This is a genomic window from Streptomyces sp. NPDC025651 (genome assembly GCF_055558735.1).
This window is the reverse complement of the sequence record NZ_JBVHLZ010000019.1, coordinates 63,226-84,399: the sequence shown is the minus strand read 5'-3', so window position 1 is coordinate 84,399 and position 21,174 is coordinate 63,226. Positions and strand designations below refer to the sequence as shown.

Sequence of the window (21,174 nt, the reverse complement as noted above, 5' to 3'; positions counted from 1 at the left end):
TGTCCTCAGAGGCCGGACGGGTTCTGCGGCCCGCGCCCCGAGAGCACCTCTCCGTACGCCTGCATCAGGTCGGGCAGCCGCAGCGTCGACAGGTCGTCGCGCCCCGGCTCGCCCGGATAGCCGGAGAGCCGCAGATCGCGGTAGGCGCAGCTCTTCTCGTACAGGGTGCGCAGGAAGCGGCCGTTGCCGAGCTCGTCGATCCAGGCCTGGTCGACGACGTGCCCGCTGATGGAGCGCAGCTCGTCGAGCGCCTCCTCGTCCCACACGTCGCCGTTCTCGGCGGCGAGCACCTCGCCGATCGAGGTCAGTTCGAGGGGGCGGTACGAGGGGAAGTCGACGCGGGTCGTGAAGCGCGAGGACAGGCCGGGGTTGGCGGCGAGCAGCCGGTCCATGCCCTCGGGGTAGCCCGCGAGGATCACGACGAGGTGGTCGCGGTTGTCCTCGGCGCGCTTGAGGAGGACCTGCAGGGCCTCGTCGCCGTACGCGTCGCCCTTGCCGTAGCCGGAGTTGGAGAGGGAGTAGGCCTCGTCGACGAAGAGGACGCCGCCGATCGCGGAGTCGATCAGTTCGTTGGCCTTCACCGCGGTCTGGCCGAGGTACTCGCCGACCAGGTCGGCGCGTTGCGCCTCCACGAGGTGGTCGCCGCCGAGCAGCCCGAGGGCGTAGAAGACGCGGCCCAGGATGCGGGCCACGGTGGTCTTGCCGGTGCCGGAGGGGCCGGAGAAGACGAAGTGTCGTTTCGGCGGCTGGACGGGAAGGCCCTGCGCGGCGCGCAGGCGGGCCATGTTCAGCTGCGCGGAGAGCGCCTTGACCTGGCGCTTGACCGGCTCCAGGCCCACCATGCGCTCCAGTTCGGCGAGCGCGGCCTCCAGGAGCGCGGGGTCGGTGGGCCCCGGCGGCAGCTGCGGCGGGCCCGCCTTGATCGGGATGATCGCCTTCTCGCGGACGGCGTCGGCCTCGGAGGGCCCGGCCGGTCCGCCCGGCGTCCCTGAACCGGTGGGTCCCGCAGGCCCGTTGAGACCGCCGGGGCCCGGCGGGGCCCCGCCCGGCAGGAGTTCGGGCCCGGTGACCTTCACGTCACGGCCCTCGGTGCCGAACAGCACGTCGATGCCGTCGGGCCCCTCGAGGACGTCCTGGCCCGGGCCGGCCAGGCTGATCGCGGCGGCGAGGTCGGCCGCCTCGTCGTACCCGTCGCCCTCGGCGATGGCCGCGAGCCGTGCCGAGGTGTCCATGAAGGAGGCGTCGACCCGGTGCACCGCGCGGTACAGCGGCAGGGCGGCGGCCGAGCGGCCGGTCCCCTCGTGCGCGCGGGCCAGCCAGTAGCGCAGCTCCTTGCGCTGCGGCTGCTCGCTGCGGCAGCGCATCAGGGCGGCGGACAGGAGCGGCTCGGCCTGGCCGTACGTCTCCAGGCGCACCCGGGCCATGCCGCCGAAGAGCCCGGCCTCGATGCCCAGCATCGGGTCGTCGATCAGCGGGTCCGTGTGCCGCACCAGCTGCTCCCAGTCCTTGACGAGGTAGGAGCGGCAGGCGTGCAGGAAGCGCACCTGCGGGTCCGCGTCGACCGGTGGCAGCCCCGCGAGCGCCCGGTCCAGCTCCGGCACATGGCGGCCGTCCAGCCAGTGCGAGGCGTGCGCGAGCAGCAGGTCACGCGCGCTCTCCAGGACGGGCTGCACCCACCAGCCGAGCCAGTACCAGGAGTTGAGGGTGCGCGCGTGCCGTGCGCGCTGCTCCCCGAACCGGTCCCGGTGCTGGAACATCCGCAGCAGCGCCGTCGTCGTGTCGATCCGCAACGCGTGCAGCCCGAGCCAGCCGTCGGCCATCCCGGGATCCATCCGTACCGCGGTCCGGAACTCCTCCTCCGCCTGCGGATAGGCGCCCATCGTGTAGGCGTCGACGCCCCTCAGCCAGGCGAGGTCGGCCGGGGCGAGTGAGCCCACCGCGTCGAAGTCCATCAGGTCCCCCACAAACCGTGCCCCCGTTTGCGTACCGCCGGACCGGTGCCCGCCGGCCACTGCGCTGAACCACTGTGCTGCGGACGGGAGTTGACTCGGTGCGTAGAGCAGCCGTCCGAAAAGGCGCACCGAGAAGCATCGTACCTGCGGGGGAGCGGTCGGCCGTAGGGTGCCGCACCGGCGGATCGGCCGGAAAGGGGCGGAGAGGGATGGCCTCGATGGTGACCGAGGGTGAGCGAATGGCCGCTCGCAGCGGCCGGAAATCGGCCCGGAGGGCAGAACGAAGCCCCCGATCACGGGGGAACAACCGGGGGCTTCGCGTCTGCGGCGCGGCCCCGTAGGACCGCACATTCAGAACGTAAGTCCTGTAAGGCCCCTGGGTCAAGCCGAGTTGGGGCACTCGCGAAAACTCGTGGGGCCAACTGGAAGTGGTTTTCCGGAGGTTCAGCGGACCGCCGACGGTCCCTCACCCTGCGTGACGACTTGGGTCTCTTCCGGCGCCTCACCGGGCCCGCGGAGTACCTCGTATCCCTCTGGACACTGTCGTACCAAAAGCTGGGCGAAGGGCCGGGAAGGGTCATCCGTGAAGTGCCGGAGTTCCGCGGGCTCCCAGCCGTCCCAGAAGTCCCTCTGGACCGCACCGTCCCGCGCGCGCCCGCGCCGCCACGCCTCCTCGCGCGGCACGTCCATCCACAGCAGCGCGGCCAGGTGCGGCCGCAGCGCGCGGCGGCCCGCGCCGACGCCCTCGACGATCACCACGGGCGCGGGCGGCAGGGCCCGCTCGGCGGGGCCGAACCGGCGCTCGTTCCAGTCGTACGTCGCGTGGTGCGCCGTCTCGCCCCGGGAGAGCGGCGCGATGACCTGCTCCCGCAGCCGCTCGGACCAGTCGAACAGCTCGGTGTGGCTCGCGATGTCGTCGAGGCGCAGGACGGGCGCGCCGCCGAGCGCCTCGGCCAGGCGCACGGCGAAGGTCGACTTGCCCGAGCCCGCGTGTCCGTCCACGGCGATCAGCCGGACGGGGCCGCAGGACGGCGGCAGGCGGCGCAGGGTGTCCGCGAGGCGGGGGAGCGGGGTGTGCGGGTGTCCGGTCATCACCGGCAAGGGTACGGCCGCGGAAGGGGCGCGGAAGGATGTGTTCCGCGTGCCGTTGCAGGCCCACCCCTCTCCCACCACCACCCTTGTAACGAGGCTCGGCGGGCCGCTCCCCTTTTTGCATTGGTTGAGGCCAATATTGGTGCGCGCGGCAGTGTCCGAAGCGCTGGCAGAAGTCGGCCGGGACCGGCCATAGTTGGCCCACTTCCGTGCACCTGACCCGACCCTTCCGGATCTTGCCGGAAACCACGTCGACTGGGGGTCCCCTCATGGACCGAGCTGATGACATGTCCCGCAGATCCGTCCTCGCCACGGCGGCCGCGGTGGCCGCCCTCGCGGCGACGACGGCCCCGGCCCTGGCCGCGGGCGGAGCGGGAGCCGGGCGCCGCCCGCCGCGCGCGGACCGCGCGGTGGACAACCGCTTCTGGACCTCGTACGAGGACTGGCGGTCCGGCACCGCCGAGGGCACCGCGGCCGTCGCCGGAGCCCGCCCCGGGCTGCGGATCGCGAAGCCCGCGGGCCGCGCCGACTACACCGACCCGCACACCGGCGGGACCGCCACCTGGGAGTACGCCCGGTGGACCACGCCCGCGCACCGCTCCACCGTCCCCGCCACCGAGCTGATCGCGTCCTGGAACGCGCACACCCCGGCCGGGACCTGGCTCCAGGTCGAGCTGCGGGGCACGTACTCGGACGGGACGAAGACTCCCTGGTACGTGATGGGCCGCTGGACCTCCGGCGACGACGAGGAGACCGACATCCGGCGGACCTCGGTCGACGACCAGACCGACGGCAGGTCCACGGTCTGGACGGACACGGTCTCCCTGGACGACACGACCACCGGCCTGCGGGTCGCCTCGTACCGACTGCGCCTGACGCTGTACCGCAAGCCGGGCGCGACGGCGACCCCCACGGTCTGGCGGCTCGGCGCGATGGCCTCCGCGGTCCCCGACCGCTTCACGGTGCCCGCGTCGAAGCCGGGCCTCGCCAAGGAGCTGACCGTCCCGCGGTACTCGCAGGAGACGCACGTCGGGCAGTACCCCGAGTACGACAACGGCGGCGAGGCCTGGTGCAGCCCCACCTCCTCGCAGATGATCATCGAGTACTGGGGCCGCAAGCCGACCCCGGAGGACCTGGCCTGGGTCGACCCGGCCTTCGCCGACCCCCAGGTGTGCCACGCGGCCCGCTTCACGTACGACTACCAGTACGGGGGCTGCGGCAACTGGCCGTTCAACGCCGCGTACGCCGCGACGTACAAGGACCTCCAGGGCGTCGTGACCCGCCTGGCCTCGCTCACGGAACTGGAGTCGCTGATCGCCGCGGGCATCCCGGCCATAACGTCCCAGTCGTTCCTCAAGGAGGAGCTGACGGGCGCGGGCTACGGCACGGCGGGCCACCTGATGACGGTGATCGGCTTCACGGACACGGGCGACGTGATCGCCAACGACCCGGCGTCCCCGAGCAACCCGGCGGTCCGCCGCGTCTACAAGCGCCGTGAGTGGGAGAACATCTGGCTCCGGACGAAGAGGTACAACTCCTCCGGCAAGGTCGTCTCGGGCACGGGCGGAGTCTGTTACCTCTACTTCCCCACGAAGCTCTCCACGGCCCAGCGCAAGGCGCTGGCGGCGGTGGGCATCCACTGACGACGCCTGCTCGGCGGCTGAGCCCCTTCGGTATCGACGCCCAGCCGCCGAGTGGAGCAAGGCGTGCCCCTTCGAATGGCGGCGCGCTCACCCCTCACGGAATCTGACCAGCAGACAGGCAACCGCTGAGAGAGACGAGTTGGGTGTGCGCGAGAGACTTCTGGGATGTGCCGCGGCGCTGGTGTGCGCAGTCACGGTCCTCGGTCCGCTGCCGGCGGCCGCGGCGGAACCGCCACCGACACCGGACGCCATGACCGAACGCGAGCTGAAGAACCAGGCCAGGACCTTCCACAGCTTCGGCAGGACGGGCCACGCCAACGCCACCGTCTCCACGTTCGCGGGTGACGTCCTCCAAGGAGAGATGAAGCCGGACGAGGTCCGCGAGAGCCTCGCGAAGGTGGACGCCTCCCTGGACAACCTGCTGGCCATCATCCCGGGCGGCCCGCCGAGCCCACGCGTGGCGAACCCGATCCTGAAGGCCACCGTGGAGGCGATCAAGAAGGAGACCCGCGCGATGGCCGAGGCCCGAGCCAGGACGGACTACCCGGCCCTCCTGGCCTCCGGCACGGCCCTGACCACGCAACTCTCCCTCCTGACGGCCCAGAGCTTCGCAGGCTTCGGCATCGACCTGGCCCAGCAGATCGTCGGCACGGTCCTCCAGCCCGTGACCCCGACGCCCCAGTCGCCGAAGCGAGGTCCGTCCCAGGGCGTGTCCGATGGATCACATGACCGTCCCGCTGTCTGAACTCTTCAGTCTGCTGCCGTCGGGGAGATCCAGGTGGTCAGGGCGGTACTGAGGAAGCGGTCTGGCTGCGGGGCGGGGGTGGTGGATATCCAGGCGGTGTAGCCGTCGGGGCGGATCAACAGACCTTCGATGTCCGGGCGTTGGGGGCACCGGGCACGGCGAGCCTCCAATCGGCCGTCCGCTGCCCTGGGCAGCGCGCGGTCGCCGAGTTCGAGGAGCAGGGGGCGGGCGGTGTGCAGCAGCTCGACGGTAGTGGTGGTCCTGTCGCCGGTGACCAGCGTCAGGTTCGGGGTGAGTCGGCCCAGCCAGGGATGGTCTCCGGGGATCCGCGGGTCGTGCCGGGTGGCGATCCCGGTGGTGAGTTCGGCGAGGTAGGTGTTGACCGGTGCGAGCGCGGCGAGATCGGTGAGCAGGTCCCGCACCGGTTTGAGGTGCGGATCGCGGCGGCCGAGCAGTGCCTGCGCGCGGGTGGTTCGCAGCACTTGCGCCCCGACCGGGTGCCGCTCGCTGTGGTAGGTCTCCAGCAAGCCGTCGGGGGCGTGCCCGAGTGCGGTCGCGGCGAGCTTCCAGCCGAGGTTGACCGCGTCGGCCAGCGCCACGTTCACGCCCACCGCGCCGGCCGGGGGGTGGATGTGCGCGGCGTCCCCGGCCAGCATCACACGGCCCTCGACGTAGCGTTCGGCCTGCCGCGCCGCGTCGGAGAACCGGGTGAGCCAGCGGGGGGCGCGCAGCGCCACCCGGCGGCCGTGCACCCGCGCCAGCACGTCCTGGAAGTAGTCCAGCGACACCGGCTGGTCGCGAACGGCGGGCGGGTCCGGTTCGTCGAGGACGATGCGCACATAGCCGGGCCGGGGGATGACGAACACCTGACCGCGCTCTGTCTCGGTCACACCGAACGGCAAGGGGTCGGGATCGGTGAGCTCCACGTCGGCGAGCAGACCGAAGGTGGTGGCCGACGTTCCGGGGAAGCCGATGCCGGCAAGGCCGCGGACGGTGCTGCGGCTGCCGTCGCAGCCGACGAGATAGCCGACCCGGCGCCGCTGCTGGACACCGCCGCCCCGCACAGTCACCTCGACCCCTTCGGCATCCTGGCGAAGCCCGGTGACCTCATGGTCCCAGCAGACGGACACTCCCAGTTCGGCGAGCCACTGCTCCAGCAGCTCCTCGACGCGGGTCTGCGCGATACCGAGCGTGTAGGGGTGATCGGTGTCCATCGCGGTCAGATCCAGCGGCCGGCTGGGATCAGCGAACATGGCGTAGGGCACGGTCGTGCCCTCGGCCAGGAAACGGTCGGCGATGCCCCGCCGATCCAGCAGCTCCAGGCTGCGGGCCTGGAGGGTAAAGCCCCGGCAGTGCGGCGAGCGCCGCGGCAGCCGGTCCACCACGGTCACCTCGACCCCGGCCAGCGCGAGCTCCGCGGCCACCATGAGCCCGGCCGGCCCTGCCCCGGCCACCAACACCGTCATCTGCCCTCCTCCTCGCGCCCCGGGCACGGCCGGTTCCGTCGCGATGGGCGCCGCCCCCGTCAAGCCGGGCGGACGACGTCAATGATCTGCTCGCTCCGGCCCAGCCCGGTCTCCGGCATCTGCATCGCCTACTGCGCCCCGACCACGAACAGCCGCGGCACCTCGCCGACTCCGGCATCCGGCCGTGCCCCTCGCGGCTCTCCTCCAGCTCAGTGCGCTCGTCCCATGCGGGAGGGTCGATCGGTGCGTTGCGCCATCGCGGGAAGCTTCCCGCGGCCCGAAGGGAGTGTCGAGTACCCAACAGGGAGCGCCGTCAGCTGTCGCGGGATCCGTCTCGTGCAAGGACGGCCAGGCTAGGCCGACCGGCAGGCGCCCCGCCAGGCCCGCGGGTCGTTGTCCGGCGCTTGTTGTGTCCGGCGCTTGTCGTCCGGCGCCGCGTCACCGGCGCCGGACGTTCACGCGCCGGTAGAAGCGAGTGGTCGGCCACTCGGCGGCCGAGTTCGGGAACCGCGTCCGCTGGACCGTGTTCCGAGAACCGCGTCCGGGACCAAGGAGCCTGCTGCGACCATGATGTTTCTGACCGGCACGTCCAGTACGCCCCGAGCGTCCAGTACGTCGAGCGCGGCCGCGCCCTCGGAGTCCCCACCACCTTGGTCACGCGGGAGGTTCTGGCGTTCCCCGCCCGATCAGCCGCGCTGGGCGAGGCCCTCGCTCCTGGGGATCGCGGGCCTCGCCTCCCTGCTCTACGCCTGGAACATCACCAGCAGCGGGTTCGCCCCGTACTACTCGGTGGCCGTCCGCAGCATGTCGGAGAGCTGGAAGGCGTTCCTGTTCACCACCGTCGACCCTTCGGCCAGCCTCACCCTGGACAAGATCGGCGGCTTTCTGTGGCCGCAGGCCCTCTCGGCGCGGGTCTTCGGTTTCCACGACTGGGCCCTGACCCTGCCGCAGTGCGTCATGGGCGTGATCTCCGTCCTGGTGACGTACCGGCTGGTGCGCCGCTGGCAGGGACCGGCCGCCGGGCTGCTCGCCGCGTGGCGGCTCCGGTCCGGCTGCGGCGGCGCCTCGGCCAGCTCGCGGTGGCGGGCGTGGTGCTCTTCACGGTGTCGCTGTCGTGGGTGGCCCTGGTGACCTTCACTCCGCAGGACGACCGTCCCTACGTGGATGCCTCGACCAACAACAGCGCTGTCGCCATGGCCTTCGGCTACAACGGCTTTGACCGCCTGCTTCCCGGACTGATCGACGGCGGGGGGTTCGCTCGCCGCGACGGAGGCGGGACGGAGGCGGCTCACCGGAACACAGGCCAACCGTCCGGCACGTCTCCCGGCCGAGACGACAGCACGGCCTCCGCAGGCCAGGGCAAGGGAGAGGCCGAGGAGCCGGGCTGGTACGGGCCGGACGGTGGTCAGCGGCCGTCAGGGAAGCCCGGCTCCTCGGACTGGTTCAAGCTCCTCCTCGACTCCAGGTTCACCCCGCAGATCGGCTGGCTGTACCCCCTCGCACTGTCCGCCTTGGTCTTCGGGCCACGGCGGCCGGGCTGCTCGCCGGGTGCCTCGCGATGTTCGCCGCACCCACGGCGTGGTCTGTGTCCGTGCCGGACGAACGGCACGGGGGGTCGGCGCTCGACGCGTCCGCGGGCCCTGCTCCCGCGGGGGTACGGGCCGCTTCGCCGGGAGCGCCGAGACGTCGATGACCGCCGACCAGAGAAAGCTCCTCGCCTACGTCCACAAGCACGACGGTTCCGCCGAGTACGCGATGTCCGCCGAGATGTGGATGGACCTGGCCCCGTACATCTACGCCGAGGCGCTGCCCGTCCTTCCGCTCACCGGAAGGAGTCTCGCCGAGCACCGGGAACTCGTCGCCACCGGGGACGTCGGCTTCGCGCTGGTCACCCAGACCGAATTCAGCGACTCGCAGATCAGTGCCTGGGTGAAGTCGGCCTGCGACAAGGTCGATCCCCGGGCCTACGGTGTCGACGGTGACGGCCGCGGGGAGAGCGGCGAGGGCAGCGGCAGGGAGAGCGGTCAGGACAGCGGTCGCCGTGGCCGTAGCTTGCCGATGCTCTACCACTGCACTCCGGCCGACGCCGCCGAGTCCTGACCTTCGCGCGACGCCGCACGGCACGACCACCGCCCGGGGCAAGGGGCGCCGCGGGGCCGAAGGGGATCGTCCGGTTCGGCCCCGCGGCAAGCCCGGGGAGCGCCTCAGCTCGCCGGGTCCACCACCCAGTCCGGGTGGCCGGGCATCGGCGGTGTCTTCGGGCCGTACAGCCAGGGGCGCAGGAAGTCGGAGAGGTCCTCGCCCGCCACCTTCGAGGCCAGGTCGATGAACTGCTGCGTGCTCGCCGTCCTGTCCTTGAAGCCGCTCACCCAGGCGCGCTCGATCTTCTGGAACGTCGCGTCGCCCACCTGCTCGCGCAGCGCGTACAGGACCAGGGCCGAGCCGTCGTACCGCATGCGCTTGAACAGGTTCGGCTCGGTCGGCTCGGCGGGGGCGCCGAAGTCGCGGCGCCAGATGTCGTGGTTCCGGTACGCGGTCTTCATGGCGGCCTCGAAGCTGTCCCCGCCGTGCTGCTCGGAGTACTCCCTCTCGTAGAAGCGGGCGTGCCCCTCGCTCAGCCACAGGTCGGACCAGCTCTTGAGGGCCACGCTGTCGCCGAACCACTGGTGGGTGAGCTCGTGCACCATGTTCCGCTCGGCGTCGACCTTCGTGCCGAGCAGGTCGGCCTTCGGGACGAGCGACAGCGTCTGCGTCTCCAGGGCCACGCCGAGGTCCGTGTCGCCGACGAGCAGTCCGTAGCGGTTGAAGGGGTAGGGGCCGAGCTTCTCCTCCAGCCACTTCAGGTGGTCCGGCGTGAGCCCCCGGTACGCGGCCGTCGCCTCGACCAGCGCGTCCGGGACGACGTCACGCAGCGGCAGACCGCCCGGCCCCTCGCTGTCGACCAGCTGGAACTTGCCGACCGCCAGCTGCACCAGCTGGGTGGACAGGGGCTGCTCGGAGTCGTACGTCCACTGCACGCGCCCGTCGGGCCGCGCGACGCGCGAGACCAGCTTGCCGTTGGCCACGGCCGTGCGGTCGCCCGGCGTGTTGATCCGGAAGGTGATCGGCGCGCGCTGGCTCGGATGGTCGTTGGCCGGGAAGATCAGCCGGGCGCCGTTCGGCTGGGGATAGACCACGGTGCCGTCGGGCGTGGGTATCCAGCCGTAGTCCTCGATGGCGTCGTCACGGTGCCTTGTCTGGGTCGGGTCCGCGGTGTACGCCACCTTGACCGTGAAGGAACTGCCCTTGGGTATCGGGGACTTGGGCGTGACCGTCAGCTCGTCGCCCGCGCGCGACGTGTCGGCCGCCGCGCCGTTCACGGTGACGTCGTGCAGGGTGTTGCCGCCGAAGTCCAGGTTGAAGCGGGACAGCGCCTGTGTGGACCGTGCCCTGATCGTCGTCGTGGCCTCGAAGGGGGTCTTCGGCGCCTGCCAGTCGAAGTCCAGGTAATACCGGTCCACCCGGTACCCGCCGTTTCCGTCCAGCGGGAACATCGGGTCGCCGAGGCCGGGAGCGCCCGGCGACGGCTTCTCGACGGCCGCCGGCGCGGCCTGGGAGACCGGTGCGGTGAGGGCGGCCGCCGCGGTGATCGCGGCCGCGAGGGCGAGCCGCGCTCTGCGGCGGGGCGTCCGGTCGGTGCTCATCGGGAACCTTTCGGTCGGATGCTGCGCGGACGTGTGTCCGCCCCGGTCGTCGCCCGGGGCGAAGTCTTAGACGCACAGCATTCCGTCCGAGTTGTGGGTGACCAAGGTCTCTCCCACAAGTACGTCTCCGGCTGGCAAGGTGGAGTGGTCCCAGTGGGGGGAAGCCACTGCCAGACGAACGTCAGCGAGAAGACATGACCGCGACCTCTGCCACCGCCGTCCGTACCCAGGCCCGCACCGGCGGCCCCAAGGAAGACGGACCCAAGCTCCTGGAGCACCTCGCGGGCTGGACCCTCGTCGTCGTCCTCGCGATGCTCGTCACGCAGGCCGGCCTGTTGTGACGCCGCTCCCGTCGTCGAGCTCCGCCCGCCAGTGCCGGTGCGGGACGCCCACCAGGCCGTAGAGCCACCGCACCGGCGAGCGCCCGTGCAGCAGCACGACCCCCGCCACCACCGCGAAGAGCGGCAGGCCGAGCCACCCGCCGACCAGCCGCACCAGCACGCTCGCGAAGAGCGCGCCCACCAACGGCAGGCCGTAGACACCGGCCGCCGCGATGGCGATGCCGAGGATCCGCGGCACCTTGCGGTCCTCGTCGGCACCCGGCAGCGACCAGCCCTCCATGAGCCAGCCGATCTCGGTCACCAGCATGGTGCCGATCACCGCCGCCCCGAAGAGCAGCAGCGCCAGGAACGTCCCCGAGGTCACGAAGTCCAGTACGTGATTGACGACGCTGTCCCGCGACCAGCCGGCGAAGTCCTTCGCCCCCGGTGACAGGAACCGCTCGTACCCGCTGCCGTCCCACCCGTGGATCAGCGTCCCGAACAGCAGGAAGTACCCGCCCACGCACTGGAGGTACGCCCAGTAGCCGGCCCCCACGAGCACCAGCGCCTGTGCCGCCAGGAACCCGAGGATCGCGGCCACCGGGAGCCCGCCCGCGTAGCACAGCACGAACCCCGCCCACACCCCCTCGTGCCCCTCGGCCACGTGCATGGTCGACCAGGCGGGGTTCTGCCACAGCAGGAAGAGCCCGGTCGGCACCATCAGGACGGCGGCGAAGAGCGCCGTGAGCGCGAGGTAGGGATTGGCGGCGCGGCTGCGCGTGCGCGGGCCCTCGCCCGCGTTGATCCGCTCCCACACCTGCAGCTGCCGTCCCGCCGACACGGCGAACGTCGCGCCGATCGCGTACGCCCAGAAGAGGGCGGCCTGGATCTGGATCATGCGCCCGCCCCCGCCGTCGGGAAGCACCTCAGGAAGTACGTCAGGAGGCACATCAGGAAGCCTTCAGGGTCAGCCCGCCCGCCACGATCAAGTCCGAGGTGACCAGGGCCTGTTCGGCGCTCACGTCCGTCATGAAGACGAACGGCGGCACGACGGGCGGCACCGGCAGCTTGTCGGGCGTGAAGGTCAGGCAGAGGATGCCCTCCAGGCACCCCTTGAACTTGGTCAGATACAGGGTGACTTCACCGCTCAGGTCCAACGTGTCGGCGCCCAGCGCGAGTTCGGGCCCGTTGCCGTCGCGCGTCGTCAGCCGGTAGTCCGTGAGCGAGGCGGCCTTCATCCGCAGGACCATGACCTTCAGCGGCCCGTCCACGGTCGGGACCTCGGTCACGCCCGCGAGCGTGAAGCCCTGCGGCGCGAAGAGCGTGGTGGTCACGGTCGGCGGCACCCGCGGAGCCACGATCGCCTCGGCGGGCGCGGCCCTCGCGGGCCCGCCGTTCAGCACGATCGCGGCGACGATCACCACGGGCAGCAGCACGGCGAGCGTCCGCGTGCCCTGCCCGTCACGCACCTTCGGCCGCGCCGGATCCTCCTCGGCGTCCTGAGGCACCGGAGTCCAGCCGAACCCCATGGCGCTGCCCGCGATCCCGAGGAGCATGCCCACCAGGAACCCGCCGAGGTTCGTCGCCGCGAACGAAAGCACCGACAAGATAAGGGCGTTGACGCTCACGTAGTGGTGCGTGTGCGGCAGCAGCCACAGGAAGAGCCCCGCCACGACCAGCGCGATCCCGATGCCGAGCGCGGCGATCCCGCCGAGCCCCAGGCTGACGAGCACGGTCAGCGGCGAGAGCGGCACCAGGAGCAGCTCCGCGCCGCCGAGGATCAGCAGGAGCCCGCCCCAGAACGGCCGGGTGCGCCGCCATCTGCGTACCACCCGGCGCTGCTCGGGCCAGGGCAGGCGCCGGTCGAGCCAGCCGCCGCCGTCCGTGCGGAAGGGTCTGACACCGCCTCTGCCGCCGCCGGTCAGAAGCACTTCTTGCCGCCGACGCTGACATCGACCCTCATGCCCTTGAGCCGGAAGTTGCCGCCGGTCGCCGACCAGGCGTGCGACTTCACCCCGGAGACCGTGATGTCCCCGGCCTGCAGACCGAACTTGCCCTTCTCGCCCTGGACTCCGGGCACCTCGTCGAGCGTCGAGGCGTCCCGGCCGATCTGCGCGGTGCCGAAGCGGGCGTCCCCGACGAGGTCCTCGCCGTCGATGATGAGGTTGCTCGCGGTGACGTTGCCCGCGTCGCCGCCCGCGGTCAGCTTGAACACGACGTTGCCCACCGGGGTCTTGACCTCGGCGGCCTGGCAGATGTCGGAGAGGGTCGCGTCACCGATCCCGAGGAGCGCCACGGGGTGCCCCTTGCCGTCGATGTCCCGGTCCGTCTGGACGTAACTGGACAGGCCCTGACTGGTCAGTTTCCCGGACGCCACCTGGAAGCTGGTGCCCGAGACCGCGAAGGACGCGGCGAGCGCGCCCTCGGCCATCACGGAGGCCATCACACCGACGGCCAGGACGGCCGGCATCGCCACCACGGCCGTCTTCTTCCAGGAGGTTCTGCCCTCGCGTAACGCGCTGCGTGCTGCGCTCACTGTCTTCCTCCCGTACGTCGTTCCGCGTCCTTGAGCGTGCGTAAGGGGAGTGCGTGAAGCGCCGTCGGGAGGCGAACCGGCAGGTGGCACCGTTCTGCCATACTGCGGACAATCCCGAGGCAGTTGGAGACTAGGGCCGAAATTGAATAATAGTCAACAGCGCGGCACCGACCGTTCCGCGGCGCGCCGCGCCGAACTCATCGCCATCGGCCGGAAGTTGTTCGCCGACACGTCCTACGACGCCCTGTCGATGGACGACATCGCCAAGCAGGCGGGCGTCGCCAAAGGGCTGATTTACTACTACTTCAAGTCCAAGCGCGGCTACTACCTCGCGATCATCGAGGACTCCGTCGCCGAGCTCGTCGCGCGCGCCGGACGCCACGACGACCTCCCTCCCGTGGAGCGGGTGCAGCGCACCATCGACGGCTATCTGCGCTACGCCGAGCACCACCAGGCCGCCTACCGCACGATCATCAGCGGCGGCGTCGGCTTCGACACCGAGGTGCACGCCATACGCGACGGCGTGCGCGAGGCGATGATCGGGGCGATCGCCGAAGGGGCCTACGGCCGCGGGGACATCCCGCTGCTCGCGCGCACCGCGCTGCTCGGCTGGCTGTGCAGCGTCGAGGGGATCGCGCTCGACTGGATCGGCCACAAGGGCCTGGCGCGCGACAGGGTCTGCGCCCTCCTCGTGCGCACCCTCGGGGACACGCTGCGCGCCATCGAGGACTTCGAGCCGTCGTATCCCGCGCCCGCGCGCCCGTGACGCAGGGGCGGGGAGTGCGAGTGCCGGTCATGACGCGGGGCGGGGGCCGCCGACCGGCCCCCGCCCCACGTCCCGCGCGTCACAAGGTCAGTTGATGGCCTTGATCAGCTCGCCATTGGACGTGTCCCCGCTGAGCTCCCAGAAGAACGTGCCGCCGAGGCCCTGCTGGTTCTTGTAGTCCATCTTCCCCGCGATGGTCGCCGGGGTGTCATAGCTCCACCAGTTGTTCCCGCAGTGCGCGTACGCGGTCCCGCCGACCGTGCCGTTGGCCGGGCACTTGGTCTTCAGTTCCTTGTAGTCGTCGATGCCCTGCTCGTACTTGCCCGCGGCGGGCCCGGTCGCGGTGCCGCCGGGCTCCTTCTGTGTGACGCCCGTCCAGCCGCGGCCGTAGAAGCCGATGCCGAGGAGCAGCTTCTCGGACGGGACGCCGAGCCCCTTCAGCTTCTTGATGGTGGCGTCGGAGTGGTACGCCTCCTTGGGGATGCCGGTGTACGAGGTCAGCGGCGAGTGCGGAGCCGTCGGACCCTTGGCGTCCCAGGCGCCGAAGAAGTCGTACGTCATCGGGTTGTACCAGTCGACGTACTGGGCGGCGCCCGCGTAGTCGGCGGCGTCGATCTTGCCGCCGTCCGAGGCGTCCGCCGGGATCGCCGCGGTCACCAGGTTGTTCGCGCCGAACTTCGAACGGACCGCGCCCATCAGCTTCTTGTACGCGTCACGGCTGCTGGTGTCGCACGTCAGACCGCAGGCGCCCGGGTACTCCCAGTCGATGTCGATGCCGTCGAAGACATCGGCCCACTTGGAGTTCTCGACCAGGTCGTAGCAGGACTGGGCGAAGGCCTCGGGGTTCTTCGCGGCCTCGGTGAAGCCGCCGGACCAGGTCCAACCGCCGAAGGACCAGAGGACCTTGAGGTCGGGGTGCTTCTTCTTCAGCTTGCGCAGCTGGTTGAAGTTGCCCCGCAGCTCCTGGTCCCAGGTGTCGGCGACGCCGTCCACGGACTGGTCGGCGGTGTAGGCCTTGTCGGTCGCCGCGTAGGCGTCGCCCATCGCGCACTTGCCGCCCTGGACGTTGCCGAAGGCGTAGTTGATGTGCGTGAGCTTGTCGGCCGAGCCGGACGTCTCGATGTTCTTGACGTGGTAGTTCCGGTCGTAGACGCCCCATTCGGTGAAGTAGCCGACGACCTTGGAGCCGGCGGCGGCCTTCGCCCGGGAGCCGCTGTCCTGCTCGGCGGCTGCGGTGCCCGCTCCGGCCAGGAGGCCCGCGCCGAGGACGGCGCAACAGGCGGTGGCGACGAGCGCCCGGAACCGGGCGCGGGGGGTGTGCGGTCTGAGCATCGTGTCTCCTCGTGGGGGGAAACAGGGGAGGGGGGAAGTGGTGCTGTGGACCTGCATCGGTGACGTGCGTCCGTGACTTGGCATGAACGCGTTAAGACATCGGGGGGAACAGTAGGAGGACTAGACCAGTGTGGTCAATGGTTCGTACCAATCCCGCCCGCATCAACGATCTTCGGTTATCTTTCGAGTAAGCGGTCGTTAACTAGTGACTGACTGCCGCTGATCGGGCATACTCAACGCGCCGCAGCCGCTGGTCAGCCGCTTCCGTGACCCGGAAGGAGACCCTGGCTCGGCATCGTTTCCCGGCGGCGCCGCCCCACCCAGTGCGGGAGTCCGTCGCAGCCCGACAGGGAGGAGAGCGTCATGCCCGACCACACCCCGGTGGACCGTCAGCTGCCCACGGAAGAGGCCAGGGATCTGCTCTCGCTCGTCCGGGACATCGTCCAGCGCGAGGTCGCCCCGAAGGCGGCCGAGGAGGAGGACGCCGGGCGCTTCCCGCGCGAGGTCTTCGCCCTGCTCTCCGAGTCCGGTCTGCTCGGGCTGCCCTACGACTCCGAGTTCGGCGGCGGCGACCAGCCGTACGAGGTCTATCTCCAGGTCCTTGAGGAGCTCGCCGCCGCGCGCCTGACCGTCGGTCTCGGCGTCAGCGTCCACTCCCTGTCCTGTCACGCGCTCGCCGGTTACGGCACCAAGGAGCAGCAGACCGAGCATCTGGCCGCCATGCTCGGCGGCGGCCTCCTCGGTGCGTACTGCCTCTCCGAGCCCGCGTCCGGCTCCGACGCCGCGTCGCTGCGCACGAAGGCCGTCAGGGACGGCGACGACTGGGTCATCACCGGCACCAAGGCCTGGATCACGCACGGCGGCGTCGCCGACTTCTACACGGTCCTCGCCCGCACCGGCGGCGAGGGCGCCCGCGGCGTCACGGCCTTCCTGGTGCCGGGCGGCGCCGAGGGTCTGAGTGCCGCGGCGCCCGAGAAGAAGATGGGCATGAAGGGCTCGCCCACCGCCCAGGTCCACTTCGACGGCGTACGCGTGGCCGATTCCCGGCGCATCGGTGACGAGGGCCAGGGCTTCGCCATCGCGCTCTCCGCGCTCGACTCGGGGCGGCTCGGCATCGCGGCCTGCGCGATCGGCGTGGCCCAGGCGGCGCTGGACGAGGCCGTCGCGTACGCCACCGAGCGGCAGCAGTTCGGCCGGCCCATCGCGGACTTCCAGGGCCTGCGCTTCATGCTCGCGGACATGGCGACGCAGATCGAGGCGGGCCGCGCGCTCTATCTGGCCGCGGCCAGGCTGCGCGACGCGGGGCGGCCGTTCTCCAAGCAGGCGGCCATGGCCAAGCTGATGTGCACGGACGCCGCGATGAAGGTGACGACGGACGCCGTGCAGGTCCTCGGGGGGTACGGCTACACCGCGGACTTCCCGGTGGAGCGCTTCATGCGCGAGGCCAAGGTGCTGCAGATCGTCGAGGGCACCAATCAGATCCAGCGCATGGTCATCGCGCGTCACCTCGCGGGTCCCGACTCGCGCTGAACTGACCGCGGTGCACCGGCGGCGCCACGAGCCGGGCCCACTCCGGGTCGTGGCGCCCGGGCAGCGTCCGGCCGCGGTCGGCCCAGTGGTGGATCAGGGCGCGGTAGATCGGCGGGTCCTGGAGGAGCGGCTGCGGGTGCGGCGGATGTGACGGTTGATGCGTCTGCTGATGCAGCTGCTGGTGGGGCTGGGGCAGGCGTGACGGCTGGTGCGCCTGAGGGTGTGCGTGAGCGTGCGCCTGCTGCAGGGGCGGCTGGTGTGGCGACGGGTGCGGCGGTGGCTGCAGGGGCTGTTGAGGCCTCTGGGGAACCGATTCTGCGGAGGCGGGCACCGTCACCAGGGTGCGCCGCCTGCGTCCGGTGGGGAGGTGTGCCGGGCCCATGTCCATGCCCATGTCCGTGGGGGTCATGCAAGGCCAACGCCTGGCGCCGCGTCGAAGTCACCGTCCCGTGGATTCGAGCGTCAGTTCACGGCATGTCCGTGCGGCGGGCGCGGACGCGCGCCCGCGGACCCCGGCCCGGCACGTGTATGGCTCCGTCCCGTGAACTGACGTACCGTCATCTCCGCGCCGGAGGCCCCCACCGCCTCCCGCCACCCTGAACTGCCGTGCATCCAGGGAGGTTTGCCGTGGCAGACGACCGTCCCGTCCCGCTCGACGAGTACCCCGTGCACCAGGTCCCGCTGTCGATGAAACATGTCGCCACGGGCGATCGCAACGCCTACGACCGGTGCATCTTCCACCTCTTCGACCACCGGGGCCGCGCCCTGCTCATCCTCGGTCTCGGCGTCTACCCGAACACCGGAGTCATCGACGCGTACGCCACGTTGCGCATCGGGGACACGCTCCACGCCGTACGCGCCAGCGACGCCCTGGGCGAGGACCGGATGAAGCTCGCCGTCGGACCGCTGCGCATCACGGTCGACGAACCGCTGCGCCGCATCCGCCTGCACTGCGCCGCCGACCCGGACGACCCCGAGTCCCTGTCCTACGACCTCACCTGGACCGCCGACTTCCCCGCGCTGTGGGAGCCGCACCACATCCAGCGCCGCGGCGACCGGCTCAGCCTCGAAGGGCGGCGCTTCGTGCAGGCGGGCCGCCCCAGTGGCGTGATCCGCGCGGGCGGCGAGGAGATCCCGGTGGCGGCGGGGGAGTGGACCGGCACCCGCGACCGCAGCTGGGGCGTGCGGCCCATACCCGGCGAGGAACGCGGGCGCCTGGAGGAGGAGTTCGCCACCGAGGGCTTCCACTGGATCTGGTGCCCGGTGCGCTTCGACGACCGGTTCCTCATGGTCATCGTCCAGGAGGACGCGGACGGCTACCGCACCCTCAACGACGCCACCCTCGTCCGCCCCGGCGCGCGCGACCGCCAACTCGGCTGGCCGCAGGCCGACATCGGCTACCGCTCCGGCACCCGTCACCCCGAGCGCGCCGTCGTCCACCTCACGGATCCGGACGGTCGCAAGCCCCTGGAGCTCGGCGTCGAGGTCCTCGCCTCGCTGCCACTGGCCGTGGGCGCCGGCTACCCGCCCGCCGACGACTGGCAGCACGGCACCTGGCGCGGCCGCGACTGGACCGACCGCCGCACCTACGACCTCTCGGACCCCGCGTCCCACCCCCTCGCGGCGTACGGCGTCATCGACCACGCCTCGCGCTTCACCCTCAACGGGCGGACCGGGTACGGGATCTTCGAGCACGGCAGCTTCGGCCGCCACGACCCGAGCGGGTTCACCGGATTCGACTCCAAGGCGCCCTGAACGCACGGGCTGGAGGAAGGAGCACGGACATGGCAACGGCACCCCGCCCCCGCACCACCACGCGTGAACCGGAAGAGCTCGCCCGCCGCCTCACCGCCTGGCTCGGCACCCGGCTGCCCGGCGCCGAGGCGGTCGACGTGACCGTCCCCGAGTCCAACGGCATGTCCAGCGAGACCCTGCTCTTCACCGTCGCGCACCCCCGACCGCCGCTCAGGGACTGCGCGTTGCGCGTGGCGGCGGACCCGGCGGCGTACACGATCTTCCCCGTCTACGACATGCCGCGTCAGTACCGCACGATGCGGCTCGTCGCCGTGCACACCGACCTGCCGGTGCCGCGCGTGCTGTGGCTGGAGGAGGACCCGGGCCCGCTCGGGGCGCCGTTCTTCGTCATGGAGCGCGTCGAGGGACGCGTCCCGCCGGACGTCATGCCCTATACGTACGAGGGGAACTGGCTGCACGCGGCGACCGACGCCGAACGCGCGCACCTGGAGGCGGCCTCGGTCCGGATCCTCGCCCACCTGCACGACCGCGTGCCGCCCGGCGCCGCACAGTTCCTGGCGCTGCCCGGCGAGGGCAGCCCGCTGCGCCGCCACGTCGCGGCCCAACGCGCCTACTACGACTGGGTGGTGAGCGGACTGCCCCGCTCACCGCTGATCGAGAGCGCCTTCGACCGCCTGGAGGAGCTGTGGCCGCACACCGAGGGCGACGCCGTCCTCAACTGGGGCGACGCGCGCATCGGGAACATCGTGTACGACGGCTTCGAGCCCGCGGCCGTACTCGACTGGGAGATGGCGGCACTCGCCCCGCGCGAGGTGGACCTCGGCTGGATGGTCTATCTGCACCGCTTCTTCCAGGACCTGACGGTGAGCTTCGGCCAGCCGGGCCTGCCGGAGTTCTTCCGCCGCGACCGCGTCGAGGAGGCCTACGCGCACCTCACCGGCCACACGCCGCGGGACATGGACTTCTACACGCTGTACGCGGCGCTGCGGCACGGCATCGTCATGCTGCGCGTCGCCTACCGCCAGGTCCACTTCGGCGAGGCGGCCGCGCCCGCGACCGCCGAGGACGCGGACGGGCTGATCCTGCACCACGGCAGCCTGGCGGCCATGGTGCAGGGCAGCTACTGGTGAATCAGGCGGCCGGCCGGTGCTGTTGCGGCACACGGATGGGGCGCGAGCCCGGACCGCCCACGTGCGAGAAGGGCTGCGTCCGCCAGTCGAGTCCCTGAGGGAGCGTCAACAGCAGGGCGGTGTCCTGCTCCTGGGCCTCCATCGACTCGTCGGCGGGCGCGGCGTCGGCGGCGGCGCGGCCGGTGCCGGCACAGACCGTGAGCCCGAACGGGTTCCACGGAGTGGGGCACAGCGCGTGCTCGGGCAGAACGTCCTCGTCGGCGAGGAGCGCGATGGGCTGCCCGCAGTCGGGGCAGGTCACGCGGTACATCTCAAAGGTGTCGTAGGCGTCGAGAAGGTCGTCGGCCGGTTCGACGCCCTCCGGCTCGGGCTCGGCGACCGGCTGCTGCTTGGCGCGGGCAGACCGGCCGGGGCGCTTCAAGTTCTGCATGGGAATCTCCCCCTCGGGTGGGCCGACAAGGCGCTGCGGCCTCGACCACAGCAAGCACTTCCCGCCACGTCGTGGAGGTAATCGCGGCTTCCCGCAGGACACGGTCATAAGCGTGTGTCGTTCGTCACATGCCGCGGGGACTTGCCTGGTCGTGCGGGCGAGGAACCGCTCGGTCGGAGGCTTCCCGCGACCGTCGCGCACGGCTCGGCGCGCGCCCCCGCGGCGGTCCGCGCACCCGCGCGGCGCGCCGGGGCACGGCGCCGGAGGTCACCGGTGTGCGGGACCTTCGGGCGCTCAGGTACCCGACGGGATCAAGAGCCCTGTAGGTTCGGCGCATGGAGGAGCTGGACCGACAGATCGTGCAGCTGCTCGTCAAGGACGGGCGGATGAGCTACACAGACCTGGGCAAGGCCACGGGCCTGTCCACGTCGGCCGTGCACCAGCGGGTGCGCCGGCTCGAACAGCGGGGCGTCATCCGCGGCTATGCCGCGGTCGTCGACCCCGAAGCCGTCGGGCTGCCGCTCACGGCGTTCATCTCGGTGAAACCCTTCGACCCCAGCGCCCCCGACGACATCGCCGAACGCCTCGCGGGCGTCCCGGAGATCGAGGCGTGCCACAGCGTCGCGGGCGACGAGAACTACATCCTCAAGGTGCGCGTCGCCACCCCGTTGGAGCTGGAGCACCTCCTCAGCCGCCTGCGGGCCCTCGCGGGCGTCTCCACGCGCACGACGGTCGTGCTCTCCACTCCGTACGAGGCGCGCCCGCCCCAGGTGTGACCCGCGCGTCGGCCGCAC

General features: G+C 71.5%; 19 protein-coding genes. 10 read left to right on the top strand and 9 right to left on the bottom strand.

The window, feature by feature from the left end; genetic code table 11:
* Window positions 1–5: 5 nt before the first annotated feature.
* Window positions 6–1,952 (bottom strand): AAA family ATPase, encoded by a 1,947-nt coding sequence (locus ACZ4D5_RS40815; protein WP_467777567.1) that lies wholly within the window; start codon window positions 1,950–1,952, stop codon window positions 6–8.
* A 444-nt stretch (window positions 1,953–2,396) separates the two neighbouring features.
* Window positions 2,397–3,044 carry a uridine kinase family protein gene (locus ACZ4D5_RS40810; RefSeq protein ID WP_467777566.1) on the bottom strand — a complete coding sequence of 216 codons (648 nt, stop codon included), beginning with the start codon at window positions 3,042–3,044 and terminating at the stop codon, window positions 2,397–2,399.
* Window positions 3,045–3,313: 269 nt separating this feature from the next.
* Here ACZ4D5_RS40810 and ACZ4D5_RS40805 point away from each other — a divergent pair, with 269 nt between their 5' ends.
* Window positions 3,314–4,687, top strand: coding sequence for a peptidase C39 family protein (locus ACZ4D5_RS40805; protein ID WP_467777565.1), 1,374 nt, complete (start codon window positions 3,314–3,316; stop codon window positions 4,685–4,687).
* 250 nt (window positions 4,688–4,937) lie between these two features.
* Complete coding sequence (locus ACZ4D5_RS40800) at window positions 4,938–5,432, top strand: hypothetical protein (protein WP_467777564.1); 495 nt, start codon at window positions 4,938–4,940, stop codon at window positions 5,430–5,432.
* 5 nt (window positions 5,433–5,437) lie between these two features.
* On the opposite strand, the gene ACZ4D5_RS40795 is transcribed toward ACZ4D5_RS40800, so the two are convergent.
* Window positions 5,438–6,898: an FAD-dependent monooxygenase gene (locus ACZ4D5_RS40795; RefSeq protein ID WP_467777563.1), complete on the bottom strand. Its 1,461-nt coding sequence runs from the start codon at window positions 6,896–6,898 to the stop codon at window positions 5,438–5,440.
* A gap of 567 nt (window positions 6,899–7,465) precedes the next feature.
* Between ACZ4D5_RS40795 and ACZ4D5_RS40790 the strand changes: the two genes are divergently transcribed.
* Together ACZ4D5_RS40790 and ACZ4D5_RS40785 are read left to right on the top strand one after the other, a co-directional pair.
* Window positions 7,466–8,029, top strand: coding sequence for an ArnT family glycosyltransferase (locus ACZ4D5_RS40790; protein ID WP_467777562.1), 564 nt, complete (start codon window positions 7,466–7,468; stop codon window positions 8,027–8,029).
* A gap of 558 nt (window positions 8,030–8,587) precedes the next feature.
* Window positions 8,588–8,998, top strand: coding sequence for a mannosyltransferase YkcB-related protein (locus ACZ4D5_RS40785; protein ID WP_467777561.1), 411 nt, complete (start codon window positions 8,588–8,590; stop codon window positions 8,996–8,998).
* A 104-nt stretch (window positions 8,999–9,102) separates the two neighbouring features.
* On the opposite strand, the gene ACZ4D5_RS40780 is transcribed toward ACZ4D5_RS40785, so the two are convergent.
* On the bottom strand, window positions 9,103–10,581 hold the full coding sequence (locus ACZ4D5_RS40780; RefSeq protein ID WP_467777560.1) for a M1 family metallopeptidase: 1,479 nt from the start codon (window positions 10,579–10,581) through the stop codon (window positions 9,103–9,105).
* 194 nt (window positions 10,582–10,775) lie between these two features.
* Between ACZ4D5_RS40780 and ACZ4D5_RS40775 the strand changes: the two genes are divergently transcribed.
* The gene (locus tag ACZ4D5_RS40775; protein WP_467777559.1) at window positions 10,776–10,922 is read left to right on the top strand and encodes an SCO1431 family membrane protein; all 147 of its coding nucleotides are present in this window, start codon (window positions 10,776–10,778) and stop codon (window positions 10,920–10,922) included.
* Here the strand turns inward: ACZ4D5_RS40775 and ACZ4D5_RS40770 are convergent.
* The 3 genes from ACZ4D5_RS40770 to ACZ4D5_RS40760 are packed head-to-tail and all read right to left on the bottom strand — an operon-like array spanning window position 10,900 to window position 13,437.
* A complete protein-coding gene (locus ACZ4D5_RS40770; RefSeq protein WP_467777558.1) occupies window positions 10,900–11,799 on the bottom strand; it encodes a hypothetical protein in 900 nt (299 codons plus the stop codon). The genes ACZ4D5_RS40775 and ACZ4D5_RS40770 overlap by 23 nt on opposite strands.
* Before the next feature lie 52 nt (window positions 11,800–11,851).
* Window positions 11,852–12,832: a DUF6114 domain-containing protein gene (locus tag ACZ4D5_RS40765; RefSeq protein ID WP_467777557.1), complete on the bottom strand. Its 981-nt coding sequence runs from the start codon at window positions 12,830–12,832 to the stop codon at window positions 11,852–11,854.
* A complete protein-coding gene (locus ACZ4D5_RS40760) occupies window positions 12,823–13,437 on the bottom strand; it encodes a DUF6230 family protein (RefSeq protein ID WP_467777556.1) in 615 nt (204 codons plus the stop codon). Before ACZ4D5_RS40760 ends, ACZ4D5_RS40765 begins: the two co-directional genes overlap by 10 nt.
* Before the next feature lie 142 nt (window positions 13,438–13,579).
* Here ACZ4D5_RS40760 and ACZ4D5_RS40755 point away from each other — a divergent pair, with 142 nt between their 5' ends.
* Window positions 13,580–14,203, top strand: a complete 624-nt coding sequence (locus ACZ4D5_RS40755) for a TetR/AcrR family transcriptional regulator (protein ID WP_467777555.1) — start codon at window positions 13,580–13,582, stop codon at window positions 14,201–14,203.
* Window positions 14,204–14,290: 87 nt separating this feature from the next.
* On the opposite strand, the gene ACZ4D5_RS40750 is transcribed toward ACZ4D5_RS40755, so the two are convergent.
* On the bottom strand, window positions 14,291–15,535 hold the full coding sequence (locus ACZ4D5_RS40750; RefSeq protein WP_467777554.1) for a glycoside hydrolase family 18 protein: 1,245 nt from the start codon (window positions 15,533–15,535) through the stop codon (window positions 14,291–14,293).
* Window positions 15,536–15,898: 363 nt separating this feature from the next.
* On the opposite strand from ACZ4D5_RS40750, the gene ACZ4D5_RS40745 reads away from it, so the two are divergent.
* The 3 genes from ACZ4D5_RS40745 (at window position 15,899) to ACZ4D5_RS40735 (ending at window position 19,950) form a co-directional block, all read left to right on the top strand.
* The gene (locus ACZ4D5_RS40745) at window positions 15,899–17,065 is read left to right on the top strand and encodes an acyl-CoA dehydrogenase family protein (protein WP_467777553.1); all 1,167 of its coding nucleotides are present in this window, start codon (window positions 15,899–15,901) and stop codon (window positions 17,063–17,065) included.
* 627 nt (window positions 17,066–17,692) lie between these two features.
* Complete coding sequence (locus ACZ4D5_RS40740; protein WP_467777552.1) at window positions 17,693–18,820, top strand: Rv3169 family protein; 1,128 nt, start codon at window positions 17,693–17,695, stop codon at window positions 18,818–18,820.
* Window positions 18,821–18,849: 29 nt separating this feature from the next.
* Window positions 18,850–19,950, top strand: a complete 1,101-nt coding sequence (locus ACZ4D5_RS40735; RefSeq protein ID WP_467777551.1) for a phosphotransferase family protein — start codon at window positions 18,850–18,852, stop codon at window positions 19,948–19,950.
* A gap of 1 nt (window position 19,951) precedes the next feature.
* Here the strand turns inward: ACZ4D5_RS40735 and ACZ4D5_RS40730 are convergent, their stop codons facing one another.
* Window positions 19,952–20,380 carry a hypothetical protein gene (locus tag ACZ4D5_RS40730; RefSeq protein WP_467777550.1) on the bottom strand — a complete coding sequence of 143 codons (429 nt, stop codon included), beginning with the start codon at window positions 20,378–20,380 and terminating at the stop codon, window positions 19,952–19,954.
* 335 nt (window positions 20,381–20,715) lie between these two features.
* On the opposite strand from ACZ4D5_RS40730, the gene ACZ4D5_RS40725 reads away from it, so the two are divergent.
* Window positions 20,716–21,156: an Lrp/AsnC family transcriptional regulator gene (locus ACZ4D5_RS40725; protein WP_030789227.1), complete on the top strand. Its 441-nt coding sequence runs from the start codon at window positions 20,716–20,718 to the stop codon at window positions 21,154–21,156.
* Window positions 21,157–21,174 lie beyond the last annotated feature (18 nt).

Bases quoted from the DNA above. Each gene is read 5' to 3' on its own strand.
- ACZ4D5_RS40735 (WP_467777551.1), top strand. From the start codon at position 18,850: ATGGCAACGGCACCCCGCCCCCGCACCACCACGCGTGAACCGGAAGAG.
- ACZ4D5_RS40785 (WP_467777561.1), top strand. From the start codon at position 8,588: ATGACCGCCGACCAGAGAAAGCTCCTCGCCTACGTCCACAAGCACGAC.
- ACZ4D5_RS40730 (WP_467777550.1), bottom strand. From the start codon at position 20,380: ATGCAGAACTTGAAGCGCCCCGGCCGGTCTGCCCGCGCCAAGCAGCAG.
- ACZ4D5_RS40780 (WP_467777560.1), bottom strand. From the start codon at position 10,581: ATGAGCACCGACCGGACGCCCCGCCGCAGAGCGCGGCTCGCCCTCGCG.
- ACZ4D5_RS40770 (WP_467777558.1), bottom strand. From the start codon at position 11,799: ATGATCCAGATCCAGGCCGCCCTCTTCTGGGCGTACGCGATCGGCGCG.
- ACZ4D5_RS40725 (WP_030789227.1), top strand. From the start codon at position 20,716: ATGGAGGAGCTGGACCGACAGATCGTGCAGCTGCTCGTCAAGGACGGG.
- ACZ4D5_RS40800 (WP_467777564.1), top strand. From the start codon at position 4,938: ATGACCGAACGCGAGCTGAAGAACCAGGCCAGGACCTTCCACAGCTTC.
- ACZ4D5_RS40815 (WP_467777567.1), bottom strand. From the start codon at position 1,952: ATGGACTTCGACGCGGTGGGCTCACTCGCCCCGGCCGACCTCGCCTGG.
- ACZ4D5_RS40745 (WP_467777553.1), top strand. From the start codon at position 15,899: ATGCCCGACCACACCCCGGTGGACCGTCAGCTGCCCACGGAAGAGGCC.
- ACZ4D5_RS40795 (WP_467777563.1), bottom strand. From the start codon at position 6,898: ATGACGGTGTTGGTGGCCGGGGCAGGGCCGGCCGGGCTCATGGTGGCC.
- ACZ4D5_RS40810 (WP_467777566.1), bottom strand. From the start codon at position 3,044: ATGACCGGACACCCGCACACCCCGCTCCCCCGCCTCGCGGACACCCTG.
- ACZ4D5_RS40750 (WP_467777554.1), bottom strand. From the start codon at position 15,535: ATGCTCAGACCGCACACCCCCCGCGCCCGGTTCCGGGCGCTCGTCGCC.
- ACZ4D5_RS40790 (WP_467777562.1), top strand. From the start codon at position 7,466: ATGATGTTTCTGACCGGCACGTCCAGTACGCCCCGAGCGTCCAGTACG.
- ACZ4D5_RS40805 (WP_467777565.1), top strand. From the start codon at position 3,314: ATGGACCGAGCTGATGACATGTCCCGCAGATCCGTCCTCGCCACGGCG.
- ACZ4D5_RS40775 (WP_467777559.1), top strand. From the start codon at position 10,776: ATGACCGCGACCTCTGCCACCGCCGTCCGTACCCAGGCCCGCACCGGC.